Origin of the sequence: Bacteroides sp. 214, from assembly GCF_010501015.1 — a bacterium.
GTDB lineage: Bacteria > Bacteroidota > Bacteroidia > Bacteroidales > Bacteroidaceae > Bacteroides.
The window spans coordinates 398,778-418,120 of record NZ_QVML01000001.1 but is presented as its reverse complement, the minus strand read 5'-3'; the positions used below and the strand labels follow the sequence as shown (position 1 = coordinate 418,120).

The window sequence follows — 19,343 nt, the reverse complement described above, 5'->3', positions numbered from 1 at the left end:
CGACTCGCGCGCCTATGGCTGAAATCTCAAATGAGTTCAAAAAAAAGCATCCCACAGACTAAAAGTCCGCAGGATGCTTCAGTGTTATTATATTATGGTATCTTAGAGTATAGACTTCACTGTCTCAACCATGCCTTTTTCTTGAATTGATTTCAAGTTAGCAACAATAGCATCGGTCAATCCTGGAATATCATTCAAATCTTCACCCCAAATAAAACTAGCGGCAAGTACACCTTTGGCAACTGTAGCATAATCGTTGCTTGCCCAAAGTTTTGTCAATAAGTCCATGATTTCTTGCGAGTCATTCGGAGCAATTTCTGCACCATCAGCACGTTTGCCTCCTTTATAGTAAGTAATGATAGCAGCAAGACCCAACACCAAACCTTTAGGTAGTTCACCTTTGCGTTGCAAATAGGTTTTCAAACCCGGAAGATCGCGTGTTTCGTATTTAGGAAATGAATTAAGCATAATGCTGGTTACAGCATGCTCTACGAATGGGTTATTGAAACGCTCCAATACATCGCCTGCATACTCCATCAACTCGTCTTTTGGTAAGTTTAGAGTTTCCATTAATTCATCATACATTACTTTTTTGATGAATTTACCTACTACTTCATCTTGGCAAGCATCGCGAACAATATTGATACCCGACAAGAAAGCAACAGGAGAAAGCACTGTATGAGGACCATTCAATAAAGTAACCTTACGTTCGTGGTAAGGAGCTTCAGAAGGTACAAACAATACGTTCAGTCCGGCTTTGTCTGCAGGGAATTCTTTTGAAAGCTCTTGTGGAGCTTCGATTACCCATAGGTGGAAAATCTCGGCTTGTACCACCAGATTATCATCATACTGTAATTTTTCTTTGATTTCGGCAATATCTTTACGTGGGAATCCTGGTACGATGCGGTCTACCAATGTAGAATACACACCACAAGCTTCTTCAAACCATGTTTTGAATTCTGCGCCAAGGTTCCACAAATCAATATATTGATAGATTGCTTCTTTTAATTTGGCACCGTTATGGAAAATCAATTCACAAGGAATAATATGCAATCCTTTGCTCTTGTCACCATTAAATGTTTGGAAACGACGATAAAGTAATTGTGTCAATTTACCAGGATACGAAGAAGCAGGAGCATCAGTCAGTTTGCACGAAGGATCAAAAGCAATACCAGCCTCAGTAGTGTTAGAGATAACAAATCTCATTTCGGGTTGGTCGGCAAGTTTCATAAACTCTTCGTTTTGTGAGTAAGGGTTCATTGCCCGACTAATAACATCAATCAAAGTCAAGTCGTTCACCACCTTACCTTTATCAAGTCCTTGCAAGTTCACATGATAGAGACAGTCTTGTGCATTCAACATGTCAACCATACCTTTATCAATTGGTTGAACTACTACAACACTACCATCGAAGTCTGCCTTTTGGTTCATGTTATATACAATCCAATCTACAAATGCGCGTAGAAAATTACCTTCGCCAAACTGGATTATACGTTCTGGATAGCTCTTTTTCGGAGCTGTTTCTTTATTCAATGCTCTCATAATTTGTTTGATTTATTTGTTCTATGTATCTTGTTTGTTTATATCTATGATTGGTGTAATAAAGAGTTAAATAACACAAATCAGGGTGGCAAATATAGTGAGTAATTTTGGCTTAACAATAGAAACAACTATTTTTGTGTGCGATAACGGTTAATAAAACAAAAATACCAATAAGCAATAATATAAACAATTTAATTCAAGTTATCATGAAAAACTTTATGGATGAAAACTTCTTGTTGCAGACAGAAACCGCACAAAAGTTATATCACGAACACGCAGCCAAAATGCCTATCATTGATTACCACTGCCACCTGATTCCACAAATGGTTGCAGATGATCATAAGTTCAAATCACTAACTGAAATCTGGTTGGGAGGCGACCACTACAAATGGCGCGCCATGAGAACTAACGGTATTGACGAAAAATACTGTACAGGCAAAGACACCAGCGATTGGGAAAAATTCGAAAAATGGGCAGAAACAGTACCCTATACCATGCGTAACCCACTTTACCACTGGACACACTTGGAATTAAAGACAGCTTTTGGTATCAATAAAATATTGAGTCCTAAAACTGCCCGCGAAATATATGACGAATGTAACGAGAAGTTAGCTACTGCCGACTATAGCGCTCGTGGCATGATGCGCCGCTACAACGTTGAGGTAGTGTGTACAACCGACGACCCAATTGATAGCTTGGAATACCACATTAAAACACGCGAAAGCGGATTTGAAATAAAAATGCTTCCAACATGGCGTCCAGACAAAGCTATGGCAGTAGAAGTTCCTGCCGACTTCCGTGCGTATGTAGAGAAACTTGCCGAAGTTAGCGGTGTGAATATCTCCAACTACAACGACCTGATTGCAGCATTAAACAATCGTCACGACTTCTTCGCGGCACAAGGCTGTAAATTGTCCGACCACGGTATCGAAGAGTTTTACGCAGAAGATTACACCAACGCCGAAATCAGTGCTATATTTAATAAGGTGTATGGTGGCACTCAACTAACCAAAGAAGAAATTCTGAAGTTCAAATCGGCCATGTTGGTTGAATTTGGTATTATGGATTACGAAAAAGGTTGGACACAACAATTCCACTATGGTGCTATTCGTAATAATAATAGCCGTATGTTCTCACAATTAGGACCCGATACAGGTTTCGATTCAATAGGCGAATTTACAACTGCTAAGGCAATGAGTAAGTTGCTCGACCGCTTGAACTCACAAAACAAATTGGCAAAAACAATCCTGTACAACCTTAACCCTTGTGCAAACGAAGTTATTGCCACCATGATTGGTAACTTCCAAGATGGAACCGTTGCAGGTAAAATGCAGTTTGGTTCGGGCTGGTGGTTCCTGGATCAAAAAGATGGCATGGAAAAACAAATGAACGCGCTTTCGGTACTTGGTTTGTTGAGCCGCTTTGTTGGAATGTTGACTGACTCTCGTTCATTCCTGTCATATCCAAGACATGAGTATTTCCGTCGCACACTTTGTAACTTGGTGGGTCGTGATGTAGAAAACGGCGAGATTCCATACTCAGAAATGGAACGTGTTAATCAGATGATTGAAGATATCAGTTACTACAATGCGAAGAAATTCTTCCAGTTCTAAAGAGAAATGAGGTTAAACAGAACCGATAATACAATAAAGGGTACTTTGCGAAGTGCCCTTTTTTTATAACTTTGTCCGCGAAAAATAAATTCATCAACTAATTCAATGCTATGAAAAAAGGATTTACCAAAGCATTTTGGGTGAGCAATACCGTAGAGTTGTTCGAGCGAATGGCATATTATGCCGTTTTTATAGTTTTAACACTCTACTTATCGAATATTCTTGGTTTCAATGACTTCGAAGCAAGTATCATCTCCGGATTATTCTCGGGCGGTTTGTATCTATTACCCATTTTCTCGGGTGCCTATGCCGACAAAATTGGTTTTCGCAAATCCATGCTTACTGCATTTACATTGCTGACTATCGGATACTTCGGGTTAGCCATATTCCCCACCCTCCTCGAAAGCACCGGACTGGTTTCATACGGACAAACAACCACCTTCAACGGGCTACACAATAGTGCCTATCGTTGGGTTATTGTACCGGTTTTGCTCTGTATAGTAGTAGGTGGTTCTTTCATTAAATCTGTTATATCCGCATCGGTTGCCAAAGAAACCACCGAGGCCAATCGCGCAAAAGGCTATTCCATTTTCTATATGATGGTAAATATTGGTGCCTTTACCGGAAAAACTATTATTGATCCGCTACGAGGTATCGTAGGTGACGAAGCGTATATCTTTATTAATTATTTCTCGGGGACTATGACCCTCATTGCCCTTATTGCTGTTTACTTCCTGTACAAATCTGCCGAAACAGCTGGAGAAGGCAAAAGCATGCTAGATATTTGGGAGGGTTTTAAACGGCTACTTAGCAACTGGCGTTTGGTGGTACTAATTATAATTGTTACCGGCTTCTGGATGGTGCAACACCAATTGTATGCAACCATGCCCAAATACGTTATCCGCTTAGCAGGCGAAGCTGCCCGGCCAGGTTGGATTGCTAATGTGAATCCATTAGTGGTGGTGTGCTGCGTAGGTTTCATAACGAAACTATTGTCCAAGAGAACCGCCATAACCTCCATGAATATTGGTATGTTTTTGATTCCATTTTCTGCTATACTAATGGCTTGCGGCAATATTTTGGAGAACGAAGTAATTGCTGGTGTTAGCAATATTACATTAATGATGATTGTTGGGATTGTTGTACAAGGATTATCAGAGTGTTTCATTTCGCCACGCTATCTGGAGTATTTCTCTCTGCAAGCGCCCAAAGGAGAAGAAGGTATGTATTTAGGCTTCAGTCATTTACATTCATTTCTATCTTCTATTTTCGGTTTTGGACTGGCTGGTTGGCTGCTTACTAAGTATTGTCCGGATCCCGCACTGTTCGATTCTCACGAGGCATGGCAAGCAGCTAGCGCCAACGCACACTATATCTGGTTCTATTTTGCCGCTATTGGATTAATTGCCGCTTTTGCATTGCTGATATTTGGAAAAATCACCCGAGGAATTGACAAAAAGAAAGAGAAGCTAGCATAGGCATACTCCTTTTTTCGCTATATTTGCCGTCACTTTTCCGAAGTGACGGCTTTTTTGTTCGTCCCACTGCGAATGAATAAACAAATAAAGATGCAATTAGAAATAGATTACCCCATTCAGAATACCCCCACAGTGAAATTTTTAAGTCTGGCAAGCGGAAGTAGCGGCAACTGTTACTACTTAGGCTACGGCAAGCACGGCATACTCATAGATGCTGGTATTGGTGTGCGCACTATTAAGAAAAGACTGAAAGATGTAAACATTGCTATGGAGTCAATTCTTGGTGTACTCGTTACACACGACCATGCCGACCACATCAAGTCTGTTGGCAATTTAGGCGAGAAACTACATATACCGATTTATACTACCGCGCATATTCACGAAGGGATTAATAAAAGTTACTGTGTTACCGAAAAACTATACAGTTGCGTACGATACATCAAAAAAGAAGAGCCAACTCAAATAGCTGCTTTTAACATCACTGCTTTTGAAGTTCCTCACGACGGAACAGATAATGTAGGTTATTATATAGAGGTTGGCGGAAAGAATTTTTCGTTTTTAACCGACTTAGGTGAAATAACCCCATTAGCAGCACACTACATCAATAAAGCCCATTACCTCATTTTGGAAGCCAACTACGATGACGAAATGCTTCGAATGGGCACCTACCCCGAATACTTAAAACAACGCATCACAGGTAGTAACGGGCATTTAAGCAACAATGCTACTGCCGATTTTCTTGCCGAAAACATCAACGAACATCTGCAACACATCTGGTTGTGTCACTTGAGTAAAGACAACAACCACCCTGAGCTTGCCTACAAAACTGTAGAATATAAACTGCGTGCAAAAGGCATCATTCCCGGAAAGGATGTACAGCTCGTTGCACTAAAACGAAATACTGCGTCGGAACTGTATGAGTGGGAATAAGCATTCCACACCACTACCGTTCTTGTTTTTATGACATTTTTTGTAGAAAATAATTTGAAAAGTTTTGGCTAATAAAACAAAAAACGTAAATTTGCACACGCTAAAAGAGATGCACTCTTAGCTCAGCTGGTAGAGCAATTGACTCTTAATCAATGGGTCCAGGGTTCGAGTCCCTGAGGGTGTACAAAAAGGAAACGCTAATCGTCTAAATTATAGACTTTTAGCGTTTTTTCTTTATGCCACTTGCACAACTTAAAGTTATAGGGAAAATAGTATAGCCGTGTGCTCCAAATACTTGAAGCGTCAAGTATAAAGAGTACACGCGTCAAGTATAAAGAGTTGACGCGTCAAGTATTTGGGGCTGAAATACCCCTCTCAGAAGCGTCTTAGAGCACGTTGTATTTTGGGGGAATAAGCAGAAATGTAAAGGGAAGACAAGCACCAACAAAGATTTCGAATTGAGCCGTTTTCTACTACAATACCTTGTTTCATACTTTATTCGTTTTATACGGTCTTTCATACTTCCTAATGGGTTAAAATACTCTAACTTTCCAATCAAATGCGCATCTATAGATAAATGTTTCTCAAAAGATTTCAGTTCTAACAATGGAGTGTTACCAATGAGATCGGTTTATTTTTCTGCAATCTTTTCCATAATTATATCAATTGTATTTTCTACAAAAGTATATTATAAATTAGAAATAACACATTTGTGGTATTTTATTATTCAGGACAGTTTCTTTGTATTAAAATATTTTTCGATACTTTTGTAAGAAACGAAATCAGCTCATTATGAAAAAAATATTAGTACTACTATTGCTGTCTGTGTTTGTTGATAAGGTTTGTACACAAACACAGGTTATTGCTCACCGGGGATTTTGGAAAACGGAAGGCGCTACTCAAAACTGTATTGCCGCTATGCAAAAAGCTGATTCTGCCAAGTGTTATGGCAGCGAATTGGATGTATGGCTTAGTAAAGACAATGTATTGTTTGTAAACCACGACCCGTTCTATAAGGGGGTGTCAATGGAAAATGATAAATCGAGCGCTATCAAAAAACTGAAACTGGCAAATGGCGAAAAGCTCCCTACACTAAAAGAATATCTATCCGAAGCACGAAAGCTAAATGTGCGTTTAATCATCGAATTAAAGAAACATTCATCTGCCAAACGGGAAACTCGTGCTGTAGAAGAAATCATTGGATTAATAAAAAAGTATAACTTGGAGGAGAGAGTGGAATACATAAGTTTTTCGCTACATGCCACCAAGGAATTTATCCGTTTAGCATCCCCAAGCACCCCAGTTTATTATTTAAACGGTAATCTCTCGCCGAAAGAGTTGAAAGAGATAGGATGCACAGGACCCGACTACAACCTTAGTGTACTCAAAAAGAATCCCGGTTGGATAAAAGAATCGCACGAACTTGGCATGAAGGTTAATGTGTGGACAGTCAACAAAGAAGCTGACATGAGATGGGCTATCGATCAAGGCATTGATTTCATAACCACCGACGAGCCACTATTGTTGCACCGTATACTAAAAGGAGGAAATTAATCAAGGATTTTTTTACTCCTTACACTCTCCTATTTTTACGCTTTTCCACTCGCCACCGTGCAGTTCCATAACCTCGGTATAGCCAGCTTTCAACAGAGCTGCCAATGCTTCGGGGCGCGCATCGTTTATATTCTTAGGTAAGTGCGCATCGCTATTTACCACTACAGGAATACCCAACTGCTTTATCTGTGAAAAATAGCGTTCATTGGGAAAGAACACACCACGCTGAAAATAGGCTTTAGTATTTACCTCAAGCATACAACCTGCAGCGGCTATTCGTTGAAAATAGTTGTTCATAATATTTTCGTACCATGATTCATCCAGAATACCAGGACGATAGCACATGGCGTTGTGGTGTATCTTGTCAGGATGTCCCAAAATATCGAAGCCACCCAATTCAACCATTCGTGTGAGTCGTTGATAATACACATTAATAACATGCACAAGATCGCCATCAAAGTGGTTGTCTACAATTTCCCGGAACTTCTCCGGTCCGCAATCTACATCTACAACCTCGCCTTTCAGATTGTAAATCATGTGCAGTGATCCGATACGATAATCTAATGGAAGTGCCTGGAAATATGCTGACGCAGGATTGCTTTCGTCATTCATATAATCAATTTCCAAACCAAGATACAGTTCTATTTCCCCACTGTATTTTTCTTTCAAACGATAAAACTCCTGAAAGTAATCATTCAAAGCAGCTTCGCTATTGATTGTCCAAGCTGTGGAAAAAGGTAATGGAGCATGTGAAGAAACACCGTAGGAGGTGAACTTTTGCGCAATGGCTTCCTGAACAAACTCTTCGAGTGGCGCTTTGCCATCACAAAAAGAGCAATGTGTATGATAATTGGTTAGATTCATGATTCTATTTCGCTTAATTCCAGCCATCGCATGGTTTTCTCATCAATCAGATCGGTAAGTATGGGTAGTCGCTTAGACTTCTCCGTAAGTTCATCGACAGATAAAGTTCCACTGCAAAGAGCTGATTCAATAACTTTTTTTTCTTCTTCAAGGGTAGCTATCTCCTGTTCCAATTGTTCAAACTCCCGCTTTTCCTTGAAGCTTAATTTTTGTTTCTCGGTAGTACGTACGCGTTGTTTTTTCTCCTCAACAGGCTTCTCTTCTTCTTTCTTTTTTTGCTCCTGCAGAGCTTTCCAAGCGCGGTAATCAGAGTAGTTACCTGGAAAATCGCGTACATCGCCCTGCCCATTAAAGACTAAAAGATGATCTACCACCTTGTCCATAAAATAGCGGTCGTGCGACACAACAATTAAGCAGCCTTTGAAGTTTTGCAAATACTCTTCGAGAATATTTAATGTAATGATATCCAAGTCGTTGGTAGGCTCATCCAGCACCAAGAAATTGGGGTTGCGCATGAGGATTGTACAGAGATAAAGTCTGCGACGCTCACCTCCACTCAACTTATACACGTAATTGTGCTGCGTTTCGGGCGTAAAGAGGAAATGCTGTAGAAATTGCGAAGCCGATAGTTGCTTTCCATTACCCAGTTCTATTACTTCAGCAATATCTTGTACCACATCAATCACCTTCATCTCTTCATTAAACTGCAAACCCGATTGCGAATAATATCCGAAACGAACCGTTTCACCAACCTCAATCGTTCCACTATCCGGCTTAACTTCACCTTGCAGTATCTTGATAAAAGTAGATTTTCCAGTTCCGTTATTGCCCACAATTCCCATTTTCTCGTAACGGGCAAAGATGTACGAAAAGTCTTCGAGTATTTTTACATTGTCATAGCTTTTATATACGTGTTCGGCTTCGAATATTTTAGAACCAATGTACGAAGACTTCACATTCAACTGAATGGTATCGTTGTTTTGACGCTGTTTGGCAACCTTCTCCAAATCATAAAAAGCGTCTTCGCGATATTTTGCTTTATGTGCACGTGCTTGTGGCATACGACGCATCCACTCCAGTTCCGTGCGATACAGATTTGTGGCACGAGCTATCTCTTGATTTTTGGCATCCACACGTTCTTCGCGTTTCTCCAAATAATAGCTGTAGTTCCCTTTATAACTGTATATCTGTTTATTGTCTATCTCAAGAATTTCGGAACAAACCCTATCGAGGAAATAACGGTCGTGCGTTACCATAAGCAGACTAAGGTTTGACTTTTGCAAATATCCCTCCAACCATTCAATCATATCTAAATCGAGATGGTTGGTAGGTTCGTCAAGTATTAATAAATCGGGCTCAGTAATCAATGCGTTTGCCAAAGCAATGCGCTTGAGCTGCCCACCCGATAGTTGGTTGACAGGTTGTGTAAAATCTGTTATCTTAAGTTGCGTGAGGATTTGTTTCGCCTTTCTTTCGTAATCCCACGCCTTTTCGTATTCCATGCGGGTGAGCAATGCTTCCAGCCCGGGATTACCTTCGGTTGCCATGGCAAGTTCGTACTCTTTAATCAGCTCAATAAGGTGGTTACCATGATAGAAACATGCTTCGAGTACGTTCAGATTTTCGGGATAAACAGGGTCTTGCTCCAAGTACCCCACGGTGATATCGCGACGAAAGACAACTTCTCCGCTGTCGTATCCTTCCTTGCCAGCTATAATATTAAGGAGAGTAGTTTTACCTGCTCCGTTCTTCGCTATGAGTCCGATGCGTTGTCCTTCGAGAATACTAAATGTAATATTCTCAAAAAGTATATGATCGCCAAAAGATTTAGTAAGGCTATCTATTTGCAGGTTTACCATTACAGATTAGCTATTACGTTTTTGTATGCTTCAACCACATCGCATATTTCACCTGCTTTAACCTTGCTCCACACCAATTTCATGGGGTCTATTTGTTGTTCGTTTTTATAACACAACACAGGAGCTTCACGATTTCCGTCAATGAGAGTTACCCACTCCATTCCTTCTATTTCATTAGCGATAATAACACACAGGGTAATACCGATGGCATTCCAGGCATCGCGTTTTTTAGTATTTATGTTGCCGTTATCAATGACAGATTGCAATTTGGGTAGATCTTCTTCCGCTCCTTGAAAATCTTTCTTCAAAGTAGCTTTCACCAACTCAGTTGTCCACCGATAGCTTTCATCAATAAGAGAGATTTCGGCTATTCGCACAGGAATAGTCTCAGCAGGATACTTAACCCCATCCTTCCTGATTTCTACTGTAGATATAATTTGCTTGGCTTTGTCGGCTGCTTTTCCTTTTGGCACAGTAAAACTACATTCAAAAGAGACATTTTCCTGCCCAAACACCCAGATGTGACTAGTATATTCTATTTCTTTTTCCTGAAAGTTTTCTTGGCTATAAGCACATTGGTGTTTTCCTATCGTTACCAACGTAGCAGCAGCATTTTCTTTAAGTTCTTTCTTCACTGCTTCGGAACCGTATCGCATGGCATCTCTAAAGGATTCATCCTTCTTGAAAGCAGATATACGAAAGTTCCCCGTCCAGTCAACCGGATCGTAAAAAAGGAAGCTACCCTCCATGTCTTCAAACTCATGCCAATTAATAGGATAATAGAGGGAGAACCAAGCTCCCGGTGAAATAAATTTTTTACCGGATATTTCAGTCATAAATTTGCTATATTAATACAAATGCAAAGATATGAAAAAAGCCCAAAGGAGAATAATCTCTCTTTGGGCTTTCTTATTATATCATCAAATTACTACAAACGATACAACAACCAAGAACCTTGGAAGTCATTACGATTTGGATATTTAGCTTTGAAAGCATCGCGTGCAGCAGCAGCCGAAGCACGATCACCATACGATGCTACAATTACGCGATACATAGCAGCTTCTGCATTGAATGCGATTGTTGGGGTATAACCTTGAGTCTCCAAGTAATCTTTCAGGCTTTCGGCATTAGCTTTTAATGAGAAACTTCCGCAAACCACACTGTAATCTTTCAGTTCGTTTTGTCCCGACACATAGGTAACTTTTTCCTGACGCACTCCTTCTTCAGCAGGTTTCACTACTCTTACAGATTCAACCGGTGCAGCAGCAGGAGCTACCTCTACCGGAGCAGTGGCAACCGTTTCGGTCAATTCTTGTTGCTTAGCTTGTTCGTATGCTTTTTTGTAAGCACTTTCGCTTGATTTACAACCTGCGAAAGCAAAAGCAACACACAATCCCATTCCTAATACGATTTGTTTCTTCATAATTTTACGTTATTAATTGATTAATATTTTCTAAAAGTTAATATTCTTTCTTCATCTCTTAACCGAAGCCGGGAACTTGTCAGCTGTTCAACAACAAACACATTACTTCCTTCTTCCCAACCGATATATTTTTCATATACTTCGCCTGTTGTGTTCTCTGGAATAATAACAATGGAAAGAACCTTTTCGTTCAGCGCATAGTTTCCATAAAAGGAATGATACGCATCGTTATCTATACAAATAGCCGAAAAGCTTCCCTTCTGGAAATTATAAAACACCGCGCCTGCTTCTGCTTTTGTTCCATCTATATTTTCAACGCTAATCAGTTTCCACTTCTCTTCCAGTATAGATTCATCACTTTTTGAACACGAAAAGAACCCACACAGTAATAGCAATAGACAAAACTTTGGTATAAGGCTTTTCACTTTATTGCTTTTTGTAAGAGATGGTACCTGTTGCCTGATTTGTTGGCATGATGAGCACTTCTGCTATTTGAACATGCGCAGGAACCGAGGCCGCAAAGTAAACAGTTTCCGCAACATCATCGCCAGTTAACGGCTGTATGCCTTTGTAAAAATTATCAGCTGTTTGTTTATCTCCACGATATCTTACTACAGAGAAATTTGTTTCGACCATGCCTGGCTTTATATTTGTTACCCGAAGCGGTGTGTCAACTAAGTCAATACGCAATCCGTCCGAAAGAGCTTTTACTGCAGCTTTTGTTGCACAATACACACTTCCACCCGGATAAGCCGCCTCACCGGCAATAGATCCTATATTAATAATATGTCCTTTAGCACGTTCGAGCATGCCGGGAACCAACAATCGTGTCATTGCAAGCAGTCCTTTGATATTGGTATCAATCACAATGTCCCACTCATCCAGATTTCCTTCAAACTCTTTATCAACACCTATTACCAATCCGGCATTATTGATAAGGATGGAAATGTTCTTCCATTCAACGGGCAATGACTCTAAAGCCTGCACTATTTCCGAGCGATTTCTCACATCAAAAGGCAGTACTAAAGCTTGTATATTGTATTTCTCCGTAAGTTCGTTTTTAATTTGCTGTAGCTTATCTACACTTCTTGCATTCAGGATTAAATTGTATCCTTGCGCTGCAAATTTACGGGCACAAGCCTCTCCTATTCCATTGCTTGCACCTGTAATAAAAACAATATTCTCCATATTATATTGTTGTTTATAAATTCTTCACAAATATATTATATATTCTTGGAGGCGCATTTTATTTTCTGCTTAAATAAAATTAAATACAAGCAAACCAACTTAGCGGTTACCACAAAGAGTATTACTGGTAACCACTATAAATACCCGTGGTAACCATTTAGGATAGTAGTGGTAACCATTCTTGCTCCAACTGGTTACCACAAAACCAGCCATAAAGGCATAAAAAAGAGGCACAGAGAGAAAATAAATTCTCGTCTGTGCCTCTTTTTGAGGCTTATAGCCGCTATATGTTTACTTTATGGTTTTTACCTTATAGTGGCAGCGCGCTTGTCCTTTCAGCATTGCATTCAACTTACCTTTTATCATTTGTTTACGTAACGCAGATATATGATCAATAAACATTTTTCCATCAAGGTGATCGAACTCATGCTGCATAACTCTTGCCAAATACCCCTCAACAACCTCGTCGTATTCGACAAAATTCTCGTCCATGTATTTCACTCGAATTTTATTACTTCTTTTTACCTCCTCATGGATACCTGGCAAACTCAAGCACCCTTCTTCCATAGATATCTCTTCGCCTTCTGCTTCAATGATATGTGGGTTTATATATGTTTTCCGGAAGTCTTTGAATTCAGGTTCATCATCACCAAACACACTTAGGTCGATAACAACAACACGAATAGGAAGACCTATCTGTGGTGCGGCTAAGCCTACGCCTTCCGCTCTTTTCATTGTTTCGTACATATTTTCTATCAGAGCTTTCAGTTCCGGATAATCGGGTGTGATATCTTCCGCTACTTTTCGTAGCACAGGCTGTCCATATATGTAAATGGGTAGTATCATTTTTTCTTAATTATAAATTTAAACGTTTACTTTCTAAATATGATTGCAGTATTATTGTTGCACTTATTTCATCAACCAAGGCTTTGTTCTGCCGTGCTTTTTTCTTTAGTCCGGCCTCAAGCATTGTTCGTTGAGCCAGCACCGACGTAAATCGCTCGTCAACAAATTCCACTGGAATATCAGGCAGCTTTTTGTTGAGTAACCGAACAAAAACTTCGATTCTATTCCAATTTTCCGAATCTTCATAATTCATCTGTTTAGGTTTTCCAACAACAATTACTTCGACCGGTTCTTTAGCAATATAGTTTATAATAAAATCAATAAGCTCGTGAGTTGGAATAGTTTGCAAACCATTCGCTATGAGCTGCAAGGTATCACTTACTGCAATGCCTGTGCGCTTTTTACCATAATCTATCGCAAGTATTCTTTTCATTATTAGGGTGCAAAGATATAAATAATGCGATAAAGCTACTAATATATCTTTCCTCAAACGTTTATTAACAAAAAAGAGAGCTAAAACCAGCTTTTTGATGAATATTCCTTTGTCATTCTTAAAAATGTCCTTATTTTTGCACTATATTTACAAATAAAAATAATAGAAGTAAATAGAATGGGCTCTTTGCCCTAACAAATTGATGAACATTAAATATCCAAACATTAACTGTATAAAACAATATAGAACGTTCGTCTTTCTATTATGTCTTTTCTCAGTAGAAGTTTATTCCCAGAGTGCTGATACAACAGTTGATGTTTTGATTGGAATGGGATTTGAAAATGTTTCTTGGACCGAAGATGAAGAAGAGCGTGTTTATGTATTGGAAAATGCATCATATCGTTCAGGTGGAGTTGGCATTGGAAAGGCAATAGACAAAATTCAAGAATTTGGGATGCCTGAGAACAAAGTGTGTAGGGTCATTGTTTTAGATAATAATGTTCCTGTTATTTCTTTGAAATACCAACCGGTAGAGAATGCTAGAGAAACCCAAATAGCGACTCGTCACGATTGGGATGTTAGTCATGATTTGGGAGATAGTTGGGAGAAGATAAGAAAGCAGAAAGTAAAAAATAGCTCTTTGTTTAAGATTGATGTGGTGGTATATCCGGATTTCTCTTTCCAGAACTACATTATAACACAAATATACCAGGTGCTTTTGAATATAAACCCTGCTGTGGAAATATCGATGTGGAAAGGAATGAAACTAACCGGACAAGTAATAATCCCTGTGGTTAACGACTACGGACCTGAATACAAACAGGTAAGACAAGGATATATTACATTAGCACAAACAATGCGACTTCCCTACAACACATTTGTTACTGGTACTGTAGGTACCTTTAATAATAATAGGTGGGGAGGCGATTTAAGTGTTAAACACTTCATCCCAAAGAATGAGCAATTTTCATTGGAAGGTAAAATTGGCTATACAGGCGTTTCGTACTTTAAAGATTGGGTTTGGCATGCCAGCCCATTGAAGAGATTAACGTGGACTGTAGGAGCTAATTACTATTGGACAAAATACAATACTCAGCTCAGCGTAAAAGTGGAGCAGTATTTATATGGAGAAAAAGGAGTACGTGTTGACTTTATGAGAATGTTTAGATATGCAGCCATAGGGTTTTATGCAATGAAAACAGAAGCCATACGAGAAATTAGTGGAGATGCCAAATACTCGAAAACGAATGGTGGTTTCTATTTTCAGGTAATGTTGCCTCCTTACGGAAAATATAAAAGAAATAAAGTAAGAATAACAACGGCAAAATACATGGGTATCTTGTACAATGCTGGAAATGAAAGATATTACGGAAAATCATATACTCCCCGTTTGGGTAGTAATTATGCATATGAAATAAATTATAACCCATATTTTATTAAATCAGAATTATCAAATTTTTAATTTTATTAAAATGAAAATGAAAAGTAAATTCTTTGGCATCAACGCTAAGTTAGCGTTAGCCTTACTTGCCGTAAGTGGCACAATGTTTACAAGCTGTTATGAATCAGAGAAGGACGATGTTACTCTTCCTTACAATCCGCCCGCAGCTCTTTACACAGTTGTTGGTACTGTTACTGACGTAGTTACAGGTAAAGTAATTGATGGTGCAACAGTAGCTTTCAGTGGCGCTGATTCTAAAACTTTAACTACAGTAGCTGGTGCTTACACCTTTACTACAGAAAAAGCTGGAGCTTACACTATCGCTGTTTCTAAAGATGGATACACTGCATCAAGTGGTTCGTTAACTGTTACTGCTTTGAAAGCTGGTCAAGCTGCTACTTACCAATTTAACGCTGTATTGCAATCAGAAAGCTTCCAAATCGAAGGCTTAACTATGACTGTTAGTACAACAGAGAAAAATCCTTCAACAGTAACTTTCGATGCTACTGAGGATGAAGAAGTTGACTATGTTAATGATTCAGCCAACTTCATTGACTTAACTTTCAATTTTAATGTAAACGTAGGCGCTGGTCTTCTTACTGACGAACTTGGTGTTACAACGAGAGCAGCTCTTGATGGTTTGAAAGAGTATATTAGTACATACCTTGCAGCTTTGTATGGTGGCGCACCCGCTGCTATTGATGCTGTATTTGCGACAGAAGATAAAGAGTACAAATTTGAATTAGCTCCTTATTCTTCAGTAAAAACAGTTTTTTCTACAACTAAATACAAAGAAGATACTCATATTATAAAGTATAATGGTGTGACTTATAAAATTGTAGTTGTAGTTGCTTACGCTTGGGAATTTGGAAGTACTCAGTTCTCTAACAATATTTACCACGGACACGGATTAGGACACGGACACAGTGGAAACTTGAATGCTGGTGGTGGTTCTGCTTCTGGTATCTAATAAATAAGTAGGCGCTGAAAGCAACACTTGAAACCGCGAATAAATGAAAAAGTTAATTCTATTGAGTTTGTTTTTATGTTATCAGTTAGTACTTTCAGCACAAATGACTTATGGTGTTACCGGATTACTGCATGCTCCGTCTGCAGAAATGCAACGAGATAAAACAGTAATATTAGGTGGTAATTTCTTAAATAAGGAGATAACTCCTCCTACTTGGTACTACCATACGTATAATTATTTTCTGAATGTAACCATATTCCCGTTTCTTGAGATTTCGTACATCTGTACACTTTTCACAGCGGAATCATTAGGGCTAAAACCCTACGGTTATTCAGGATTTACGAATCAAGACAGGCACTTTGCCGGTCGACTGCGAGTTTTGAAAGAAGGGCAATTTTGGCAACATATGCCAGCTGTGGTTGTTGGAGCTTCAGATCCATTTACATCATCGACTGGTTCTACGCTTCCTACTGATGGCAATGGTTATTTCAGCCGTTACTTCATAGCAGCAACCAAACACTTTTCGTTAGGAAAAGAACAAATAGGAGTACATCTCTCCTATCTTTATAACGACCGAAGAGAGTATAAGCTGAATGGGATTGCAGCAGGTGTGACCTACTCGCCATCCGCGTTGCCCAGCCTACGAATAGTTGCAGAGTATGATTCAAAAGATTTTGCGTTTGGTGCTACCTATTTGTTTTTCAACCATTTGCACGTGCAGGTAGAAATGCAAAAAATGAAATACTTTACCGGCGGTCTTGCTTACAAGATTTACTTGAAGTAAACAAATGGTCGGAACAAACAAAAGAATAAAAGAGTTGAAAATATTAAAAACTAAAAAAATGAAAAATAAATTAGTAATATTATCTTTATTTGTGGCTGCTGCAGTAACAGCAACAGCTCAGACTAAAGAGAAATTCTTCAGCGAAAAAGCAGGAGATAATATCTTTATTAGCATTGGAGGTGGTGTACAAGCTAGCATGAATCCAGACAACAGAGACAATGGTTTAGGCGATGCTATCACCCCTAAAGTATCTTTCTCTATCGGTAAGTGGTTTACTCCTGTTTGGGGTATCCGCGGACAGGTTAATGGTTGGAAAACAACTTTATACACTGACTATAACGCTGGTACTGTTGACGCAGACGGCAATTTTTCAGGATATGGAGATTTTGAAAAAGTGAAAAAGAACTACATCAACACTCACCTTGATGGTTTATTGAATCTTTCAAATTTATTCTGTGGCTACAACCCTAACCGCGTATTTACATTCTCTGTATTCGCAGGTCCTGGCTTTACTTTTGCAAAAGGTTACGGAACACAAGAGTATGTTGTTAATACAGCTAACGGAACTTGGGTAAGAAATGTGGATTCTGGCAAAGTAAAAGCTTTAATCAATGGTTCTGTAGGTATTATGGGACAATTCAACATTGGTAAATATTGGGATATCAATATCGAAGCAAGAGGTGAAGTTTCTCCTTCTCCATTTGGTAAATATACAAGATCTCATACTGATGGTGCTGTATCTGTTATGGCTGGTCTTTCTTATACTTTCGGTGGCAAGAAATTTGTTAATTGCGGACCTAAAATTGACGTAGACGCACTTAACAATGAAATCAATAAGTATCGTCAAGCATTGAAAGATGCTGAAGATGAACTTGCTGCTTGCAAAAGATCACTTGCTAATAAGCCACAAACTAAAGAAGTTGTTAAAGAAATCGAAGTTGCAGGTCCTCGCGCTATCTTCTTCCAAATTGGAAAGAGCAAGATCGACGACTATGGAATGGTTAACATCCAATTGGCAGCTAAAATTATCAAAGCTAATCCTAACAAGAAATACAAAATTGCAGGATATGCTGACAAAGCAACTGGTAGCAGTAGCTGGAATCAAACATTGTCTGAAAGACGTGCTCAAGAAGTTTACGATGCTCTTATTAAAGAAGGCGTAAGCAGCAGTCAATTAGAACTTGTTGGATTCGGTGGAACAGACAACATGTTTGGTAAAAACATGCTTAACCGTGTAGTAATTCTGGAATAAGATAAGGGTCTATTGAGAGTTCCAGCTCTATTTACTAAAAGGTGTCCGAAAGGGCACCTTTTTTTGTGCTCTATTGCCCTATACTAATTCAAGAGCCCTATTACAACCAAAACAAAAAGCGGTATGTTCTATAATGTAGAACATACCGCTTTTTGAATTCCTATCTTAAATCTTCTTTAATAACCCATCTCGTGTAGCGCCTTACAGAGTTGATCGGGACAAGAGGTTGAACGATTTCCGCATTTAATGCCTTCCAGTTTACTTATTACATCAGATACTTTCATGCCTTTTAGCAACTTAGAGATTCCTTGCAAGTTTCCGTTGCAACCTCCCCAGTAAACTACATTCTTAATAACATCACCTTCAACTTCTATCTCAATATTGGTACTACAGGTGCCTGTTGTGCGATAAGTATATATCATTCTTCGTCTTCGGCAGGCTTCATGTTTGTATAAACATTCTGCACATCTTCATCATCTTCCAAACGCTCAACCATTTTTTCTATAGTAGCGCGTTGTTCGGAATTAAGGTCTTTCTCGTCGGTTGGAATACGTGTGAATTCCGAACTCTTTATTTCGTAACCATTTTCTTCTAAGTATTTTTGAATGGCGTTGAACGATTGAAATTCGGCATAGATGGTTATTTCATCATCTTCTTCGTCATAGTCTTCGTCTACACCAAAATCAATAAGTTCAAGAATCAAGTCTTCTACAGACATATCTTCCTTCTTGGTAATGGTAAACACTGATTTATGATTAAACATAAAATCCAAGCTACCCGAAGTTCCCAGCTGCCCGCCAAATTTAGTGAACACACTACGAACGTTAGCCACCGTACGAGTGGTATTATCTGTAGCTGTCTCTACTAAGATAGCGATACCAAACGGACCGTAACCTTCGTAATTCATTTCTTTGTAGTCTTTCTGGTCTTTACCCATCGCATTCTTGATAGCACGCTCAATATTATCTTTTGGCATGTTTTCGCGTTTAGCGTTGGCAATGATGGCTCTTAAGTGTGGATTGTTTTCCGCATCAGGGCCACCAGCTTTAACTGCAATGGCTATTTGCTTACCAATTCTTGTGAAAGTACGGGCCATATTGCCCCATCTTTTCATTTTTGTTGCTTTCCTATATTCAAATGCTCTTCCCATTATCGTATATTTTTAA

At 39.1% G+C, this 19,343-nt stretch carries 19 protein-coding genes, 1 tRNA gene and 1 pseudogene; 9 read left to right on the top strand and 12 right to left on the bottom strand.

The genetic code is table 11. The features are described from left to right. Positions 1–102 precede the first annotated feature (102 nt). Positions 103–1,542: a tagaturonate reductase gene (locus tag D0T50_RS01480; RefSeq protein WP_163221210.1), complete on the bottom strand. Its 1,440-nt coding sequence runs from the start codon at positions 1,540–1,542 to the stop codon at positions 103–105. Between the two features lie 206 nt (positions 1,543–1,748). Here D0T50_RS01480 and uxaC point away from each other — a divergent pair, with 206 nt between their 5' ends. The 4 genes from uxaC (at position 1,749) to D0T50_RS01460 (ending at position 5,747) form a co-directional block, all read left to right on the top strand. Beyond that, positions 1,749–3,155 carry a glucuronate isomerase gene (uxaC, locus tag D0T50_RS01475; RefSeq protein ID WP_163221208.1) on the top strand — a complete coding sequence of 469 codons (1,407 nt, stop codon included), beginning with the start codon at positions 1,749–1,751 and terminating at the stop codon, positions 3,153–3,155. 110 nt (positions 3,156–3,265) lie between these two features. Further along, entirely contained in the window at positions 3,266–4,633 is a 1,368-nt protein-coding gene (locus D0T50_RS01470) for an MFS transporter (protein WP_163221207.1), read from the top strand. A gap of 90 nt (positions 4,634–4,723) precedes the next feature. Further along, complete coding sequence (locus D0T50_RS01465; protein WP_163221206.1) at positions 4,724–5,563, top strand: MBL fold metallo-hydrolase; 840 nt, start codon at positions 4,724–4,726, stop codon at positions 5,561–5,563. A 111-nt stretch (positions 5,564–5,674) separates the two neighbouring features. After that, positions 5,675–5,747 (top strand) — tRNA-Lys (locus tag D0T50_RS01460). Positions 5,748–6,068: 321 nt separating this feature from the next. On the opposite strand, the pseudogene D0T50_RS13710 reads toward D0T50_RS01460, so the two are convergent. Further along, positions 6,069–6,185: pseudogene (locus D0T50_RS13710) on the bottom strand (cysteine synthase A); the annotation flags it as partial. A 170-nt stretch (positions 6,186–6,355) separates the two neighbouring features. Here D0T50_RS13710 and D0T50_RS01455 point away from each other — a divergent pair. Next, positions 6,356–7,117, top strand: coding sequence for a glycerophosphodiester phosphodiesterase family protein (locus D0T50_RS01455; RefSeq protein ID WP_163221205.1), 762 nt, complete (start codon positions 6,356–6,358; stop codon positions 7,115–7,117). A 12-nt stretch (positions 7,118–7,129) separates the two neighbouring features. On the opposite strand, the gene D0T50_RS01450 is transcribed toward D0T50_RS01455, so the two are convergent. From D0T50_RS01450 to ruvX, 8 genes are all read right to left on the bottom strand, one after another. Continuing rightward, positions 7,130–7,981, bottom strand: a complete 852-nt coding sequence (locus D0T50_RS01450) for a histidinol-phosphatase (protein ID WP_163221204.1) — start codon at positions 7,979–7,981, stop codon at positions 7,130–7,132. Next, positions 7,978–9,840: an ABC-F family ATP-binding cassette domain-containing protein gene (locus tag D0T50_RS01445; protein WP_163221203.1), complete on the bottom strand. Its 1,863-nt coding sequence runs from the start codon at positions 9,838–9,840 to the stop codon at positions 7,978–7,980. The genes D0T50_RS01450 and D0T50_RS01445 overlap by 4 nt, the downstream gene beginning before the upstream one ends. Next, the gene (locus D0T50_RS01440; RefSeq protein WP_370520851.1) at positions 9,840–10,667 is read right to left on the bottom strand and encodes a DUF3805 domain-containing protein; all 828 of its coding nucleotides are present in this window, start codon (positions 10,665–10,667) and stop codon (positions 9,840–9,842) included. Before D0T50_RS01440 ends, D0T50_RS01445 begins: the two co-directional genes overlap by 1 nt. A 101-nt stretch (positions 10,668–10,768) precedes the next feature. Next, positions 10,769–11,263, bottom strand: a complete 495-nt coding sequence (locus D0T50_RS01435; RefSeq protein WP_163221201.1) for an SPOR domain-containing protein — start codon at positions 11,261–11,263, stop codon at positions 10,769–10,771. A gap of 20 nt (positions 11,264–11,283) precedes the next feature. Beyond that, positions 11,284–11,688: a lipocalin-like domain-containing protein gene (locus D0T50_RS01430; RefSeq protein WP_163221200.1), complete on the bottom strand. Its 405-nt coding sequence runs from the start codon at positions 11,686–11,688 to the stop codon at positions 11,284–11,286. A gap of 1 nt (position 11,689) precedes the next feature. Further along, positions 11,690–12,451 (bottom strand): SDR family oxidoreductase, encoded by a 762-nt coding sequence (locus D0T50_RS01425; RefSeq protein WP_163221199.1) that lies wholly within the window; start codon positions 12,449–12,451, stop codon positions 11,690–11,692. A 291-nt stretch (positions 12,452–12,742) separates the two neighbouring features. After that, a complete protein-coding gene (gene def, locus D0T50_RS01420; protein ID WP_163221198.1) occupies positions 12,743–13,297 on the bottom strand; it encodes a peptide deformylase in 555 nt (184 codons plus the stop codon). 10 nt (positions 13,298–13,307) lie between these two features. Beyond that, positions 13,308–13,730 carry a Holliday junction resolvase RuvX gene (gene ruvX, locus D0T50_RS01415; protein WP_163221197.1) on the bottom strand — a complete coding sequence of 141 codons (423 nt, stop codon included), beginning with the start codon at positions 13,728–13,730 and terminating at the stop codon, positions 13,308–13,310. 202 nt (positions 13,731–13,932) lie between these two features. Here ruvX and D0T50_RS01410 point away from each other — a divergent pair, with 202 nt between their 5' ends. Genes D0T50_RS01410 through D0T50_RS01395 form a run of 4 tightly spaced genes read left to right on the top strand, consistent with a single transcriptional unit; the run spans position 13,933 to position 18,177 of the window. Next, positions 13,933–15,192: a YjbH domain-containing protein gene (locus D0T50_RS01410; RefSeq protein ID WP_163221196.1), complete on the top strand. Its 1,260-nt coding sequence runs from the start codon at positions 13,933–13,935 to the stop codon at positions 15,190–15,192. A 16-nt stretch (positions 15,193–15,208) separates the two neighbouring features. Continuing rightward, positions 15,209–16,141: a carboxypeptidase-like regulatory domain-containing protein gene (locus D0T50_RS01405; RefSeq protein ID WP_163221195.1), complete on the top strand. Its 933-nt coding sequence runs from the start codon at positions 15,209–15,211 to the stop codon at positions 16,139–16,141. 43 nt (positions 16,142–16,184) lie between these two features. Further along, positions 16,185–16,925: a YjbH domain-containing protein gene (locus D0T50_RS01400; protein ID WP_163221194.1), complete on the top strand. Its 741-nt coding sequence runs from the start codon at positions 16,185–16,187 to the stop codon at positions 16,923–16,925. A 58-nt stretch (positions 16,926–16,983) separates the two neighbouring features. Further along, positions 16,984–18,177 carry an OmpA family protein gene (locus D0T50_RS01395; RefSeq protein WP_163221316.1) on the top strand — a complete coding sequence of 398 codons (1,194 nt, stop codon included), beginning with the start codon at positions 16,984–16,986 and terminating at the stop codon, positions 18,175–18,177. A gap of 176 nt (positions 18,178–18,353) precedes the next feature. Here D0T50_RS01395 and D0T50_RS01390 read toward each other — a convergent pair whose 3' ends face one another. Then, positions 18,354–18,599, bottom strand: coding sequence for a TIGR03905 family TSCPD domain-containing protein (locus tag D0T50_RS01390; protein ID WP_163221192.1), 246 nt, complete (start codon positions 18,597–18,599; stop codon positions 18,354–18,356). Next, the gene (locus D0T50_RS01385) at positions 18,596–19,327 is read right to left on the bottom strand and encodes a YebC/PmpR family DNA-binding transcriptional regulator (protein WP_163221190.1); all 732 of its coding nucleotides are present in this window, start codon (positions 19,325–19,327) and stop codon (positions 18,596–18,598) included. Before D0T50_RS01385 ends, D0T50_RS01390 begins: the two co-directional genes overlap by 4 nt. Positions 19,328–19,343: the final 16 nt, after the last annotated feature.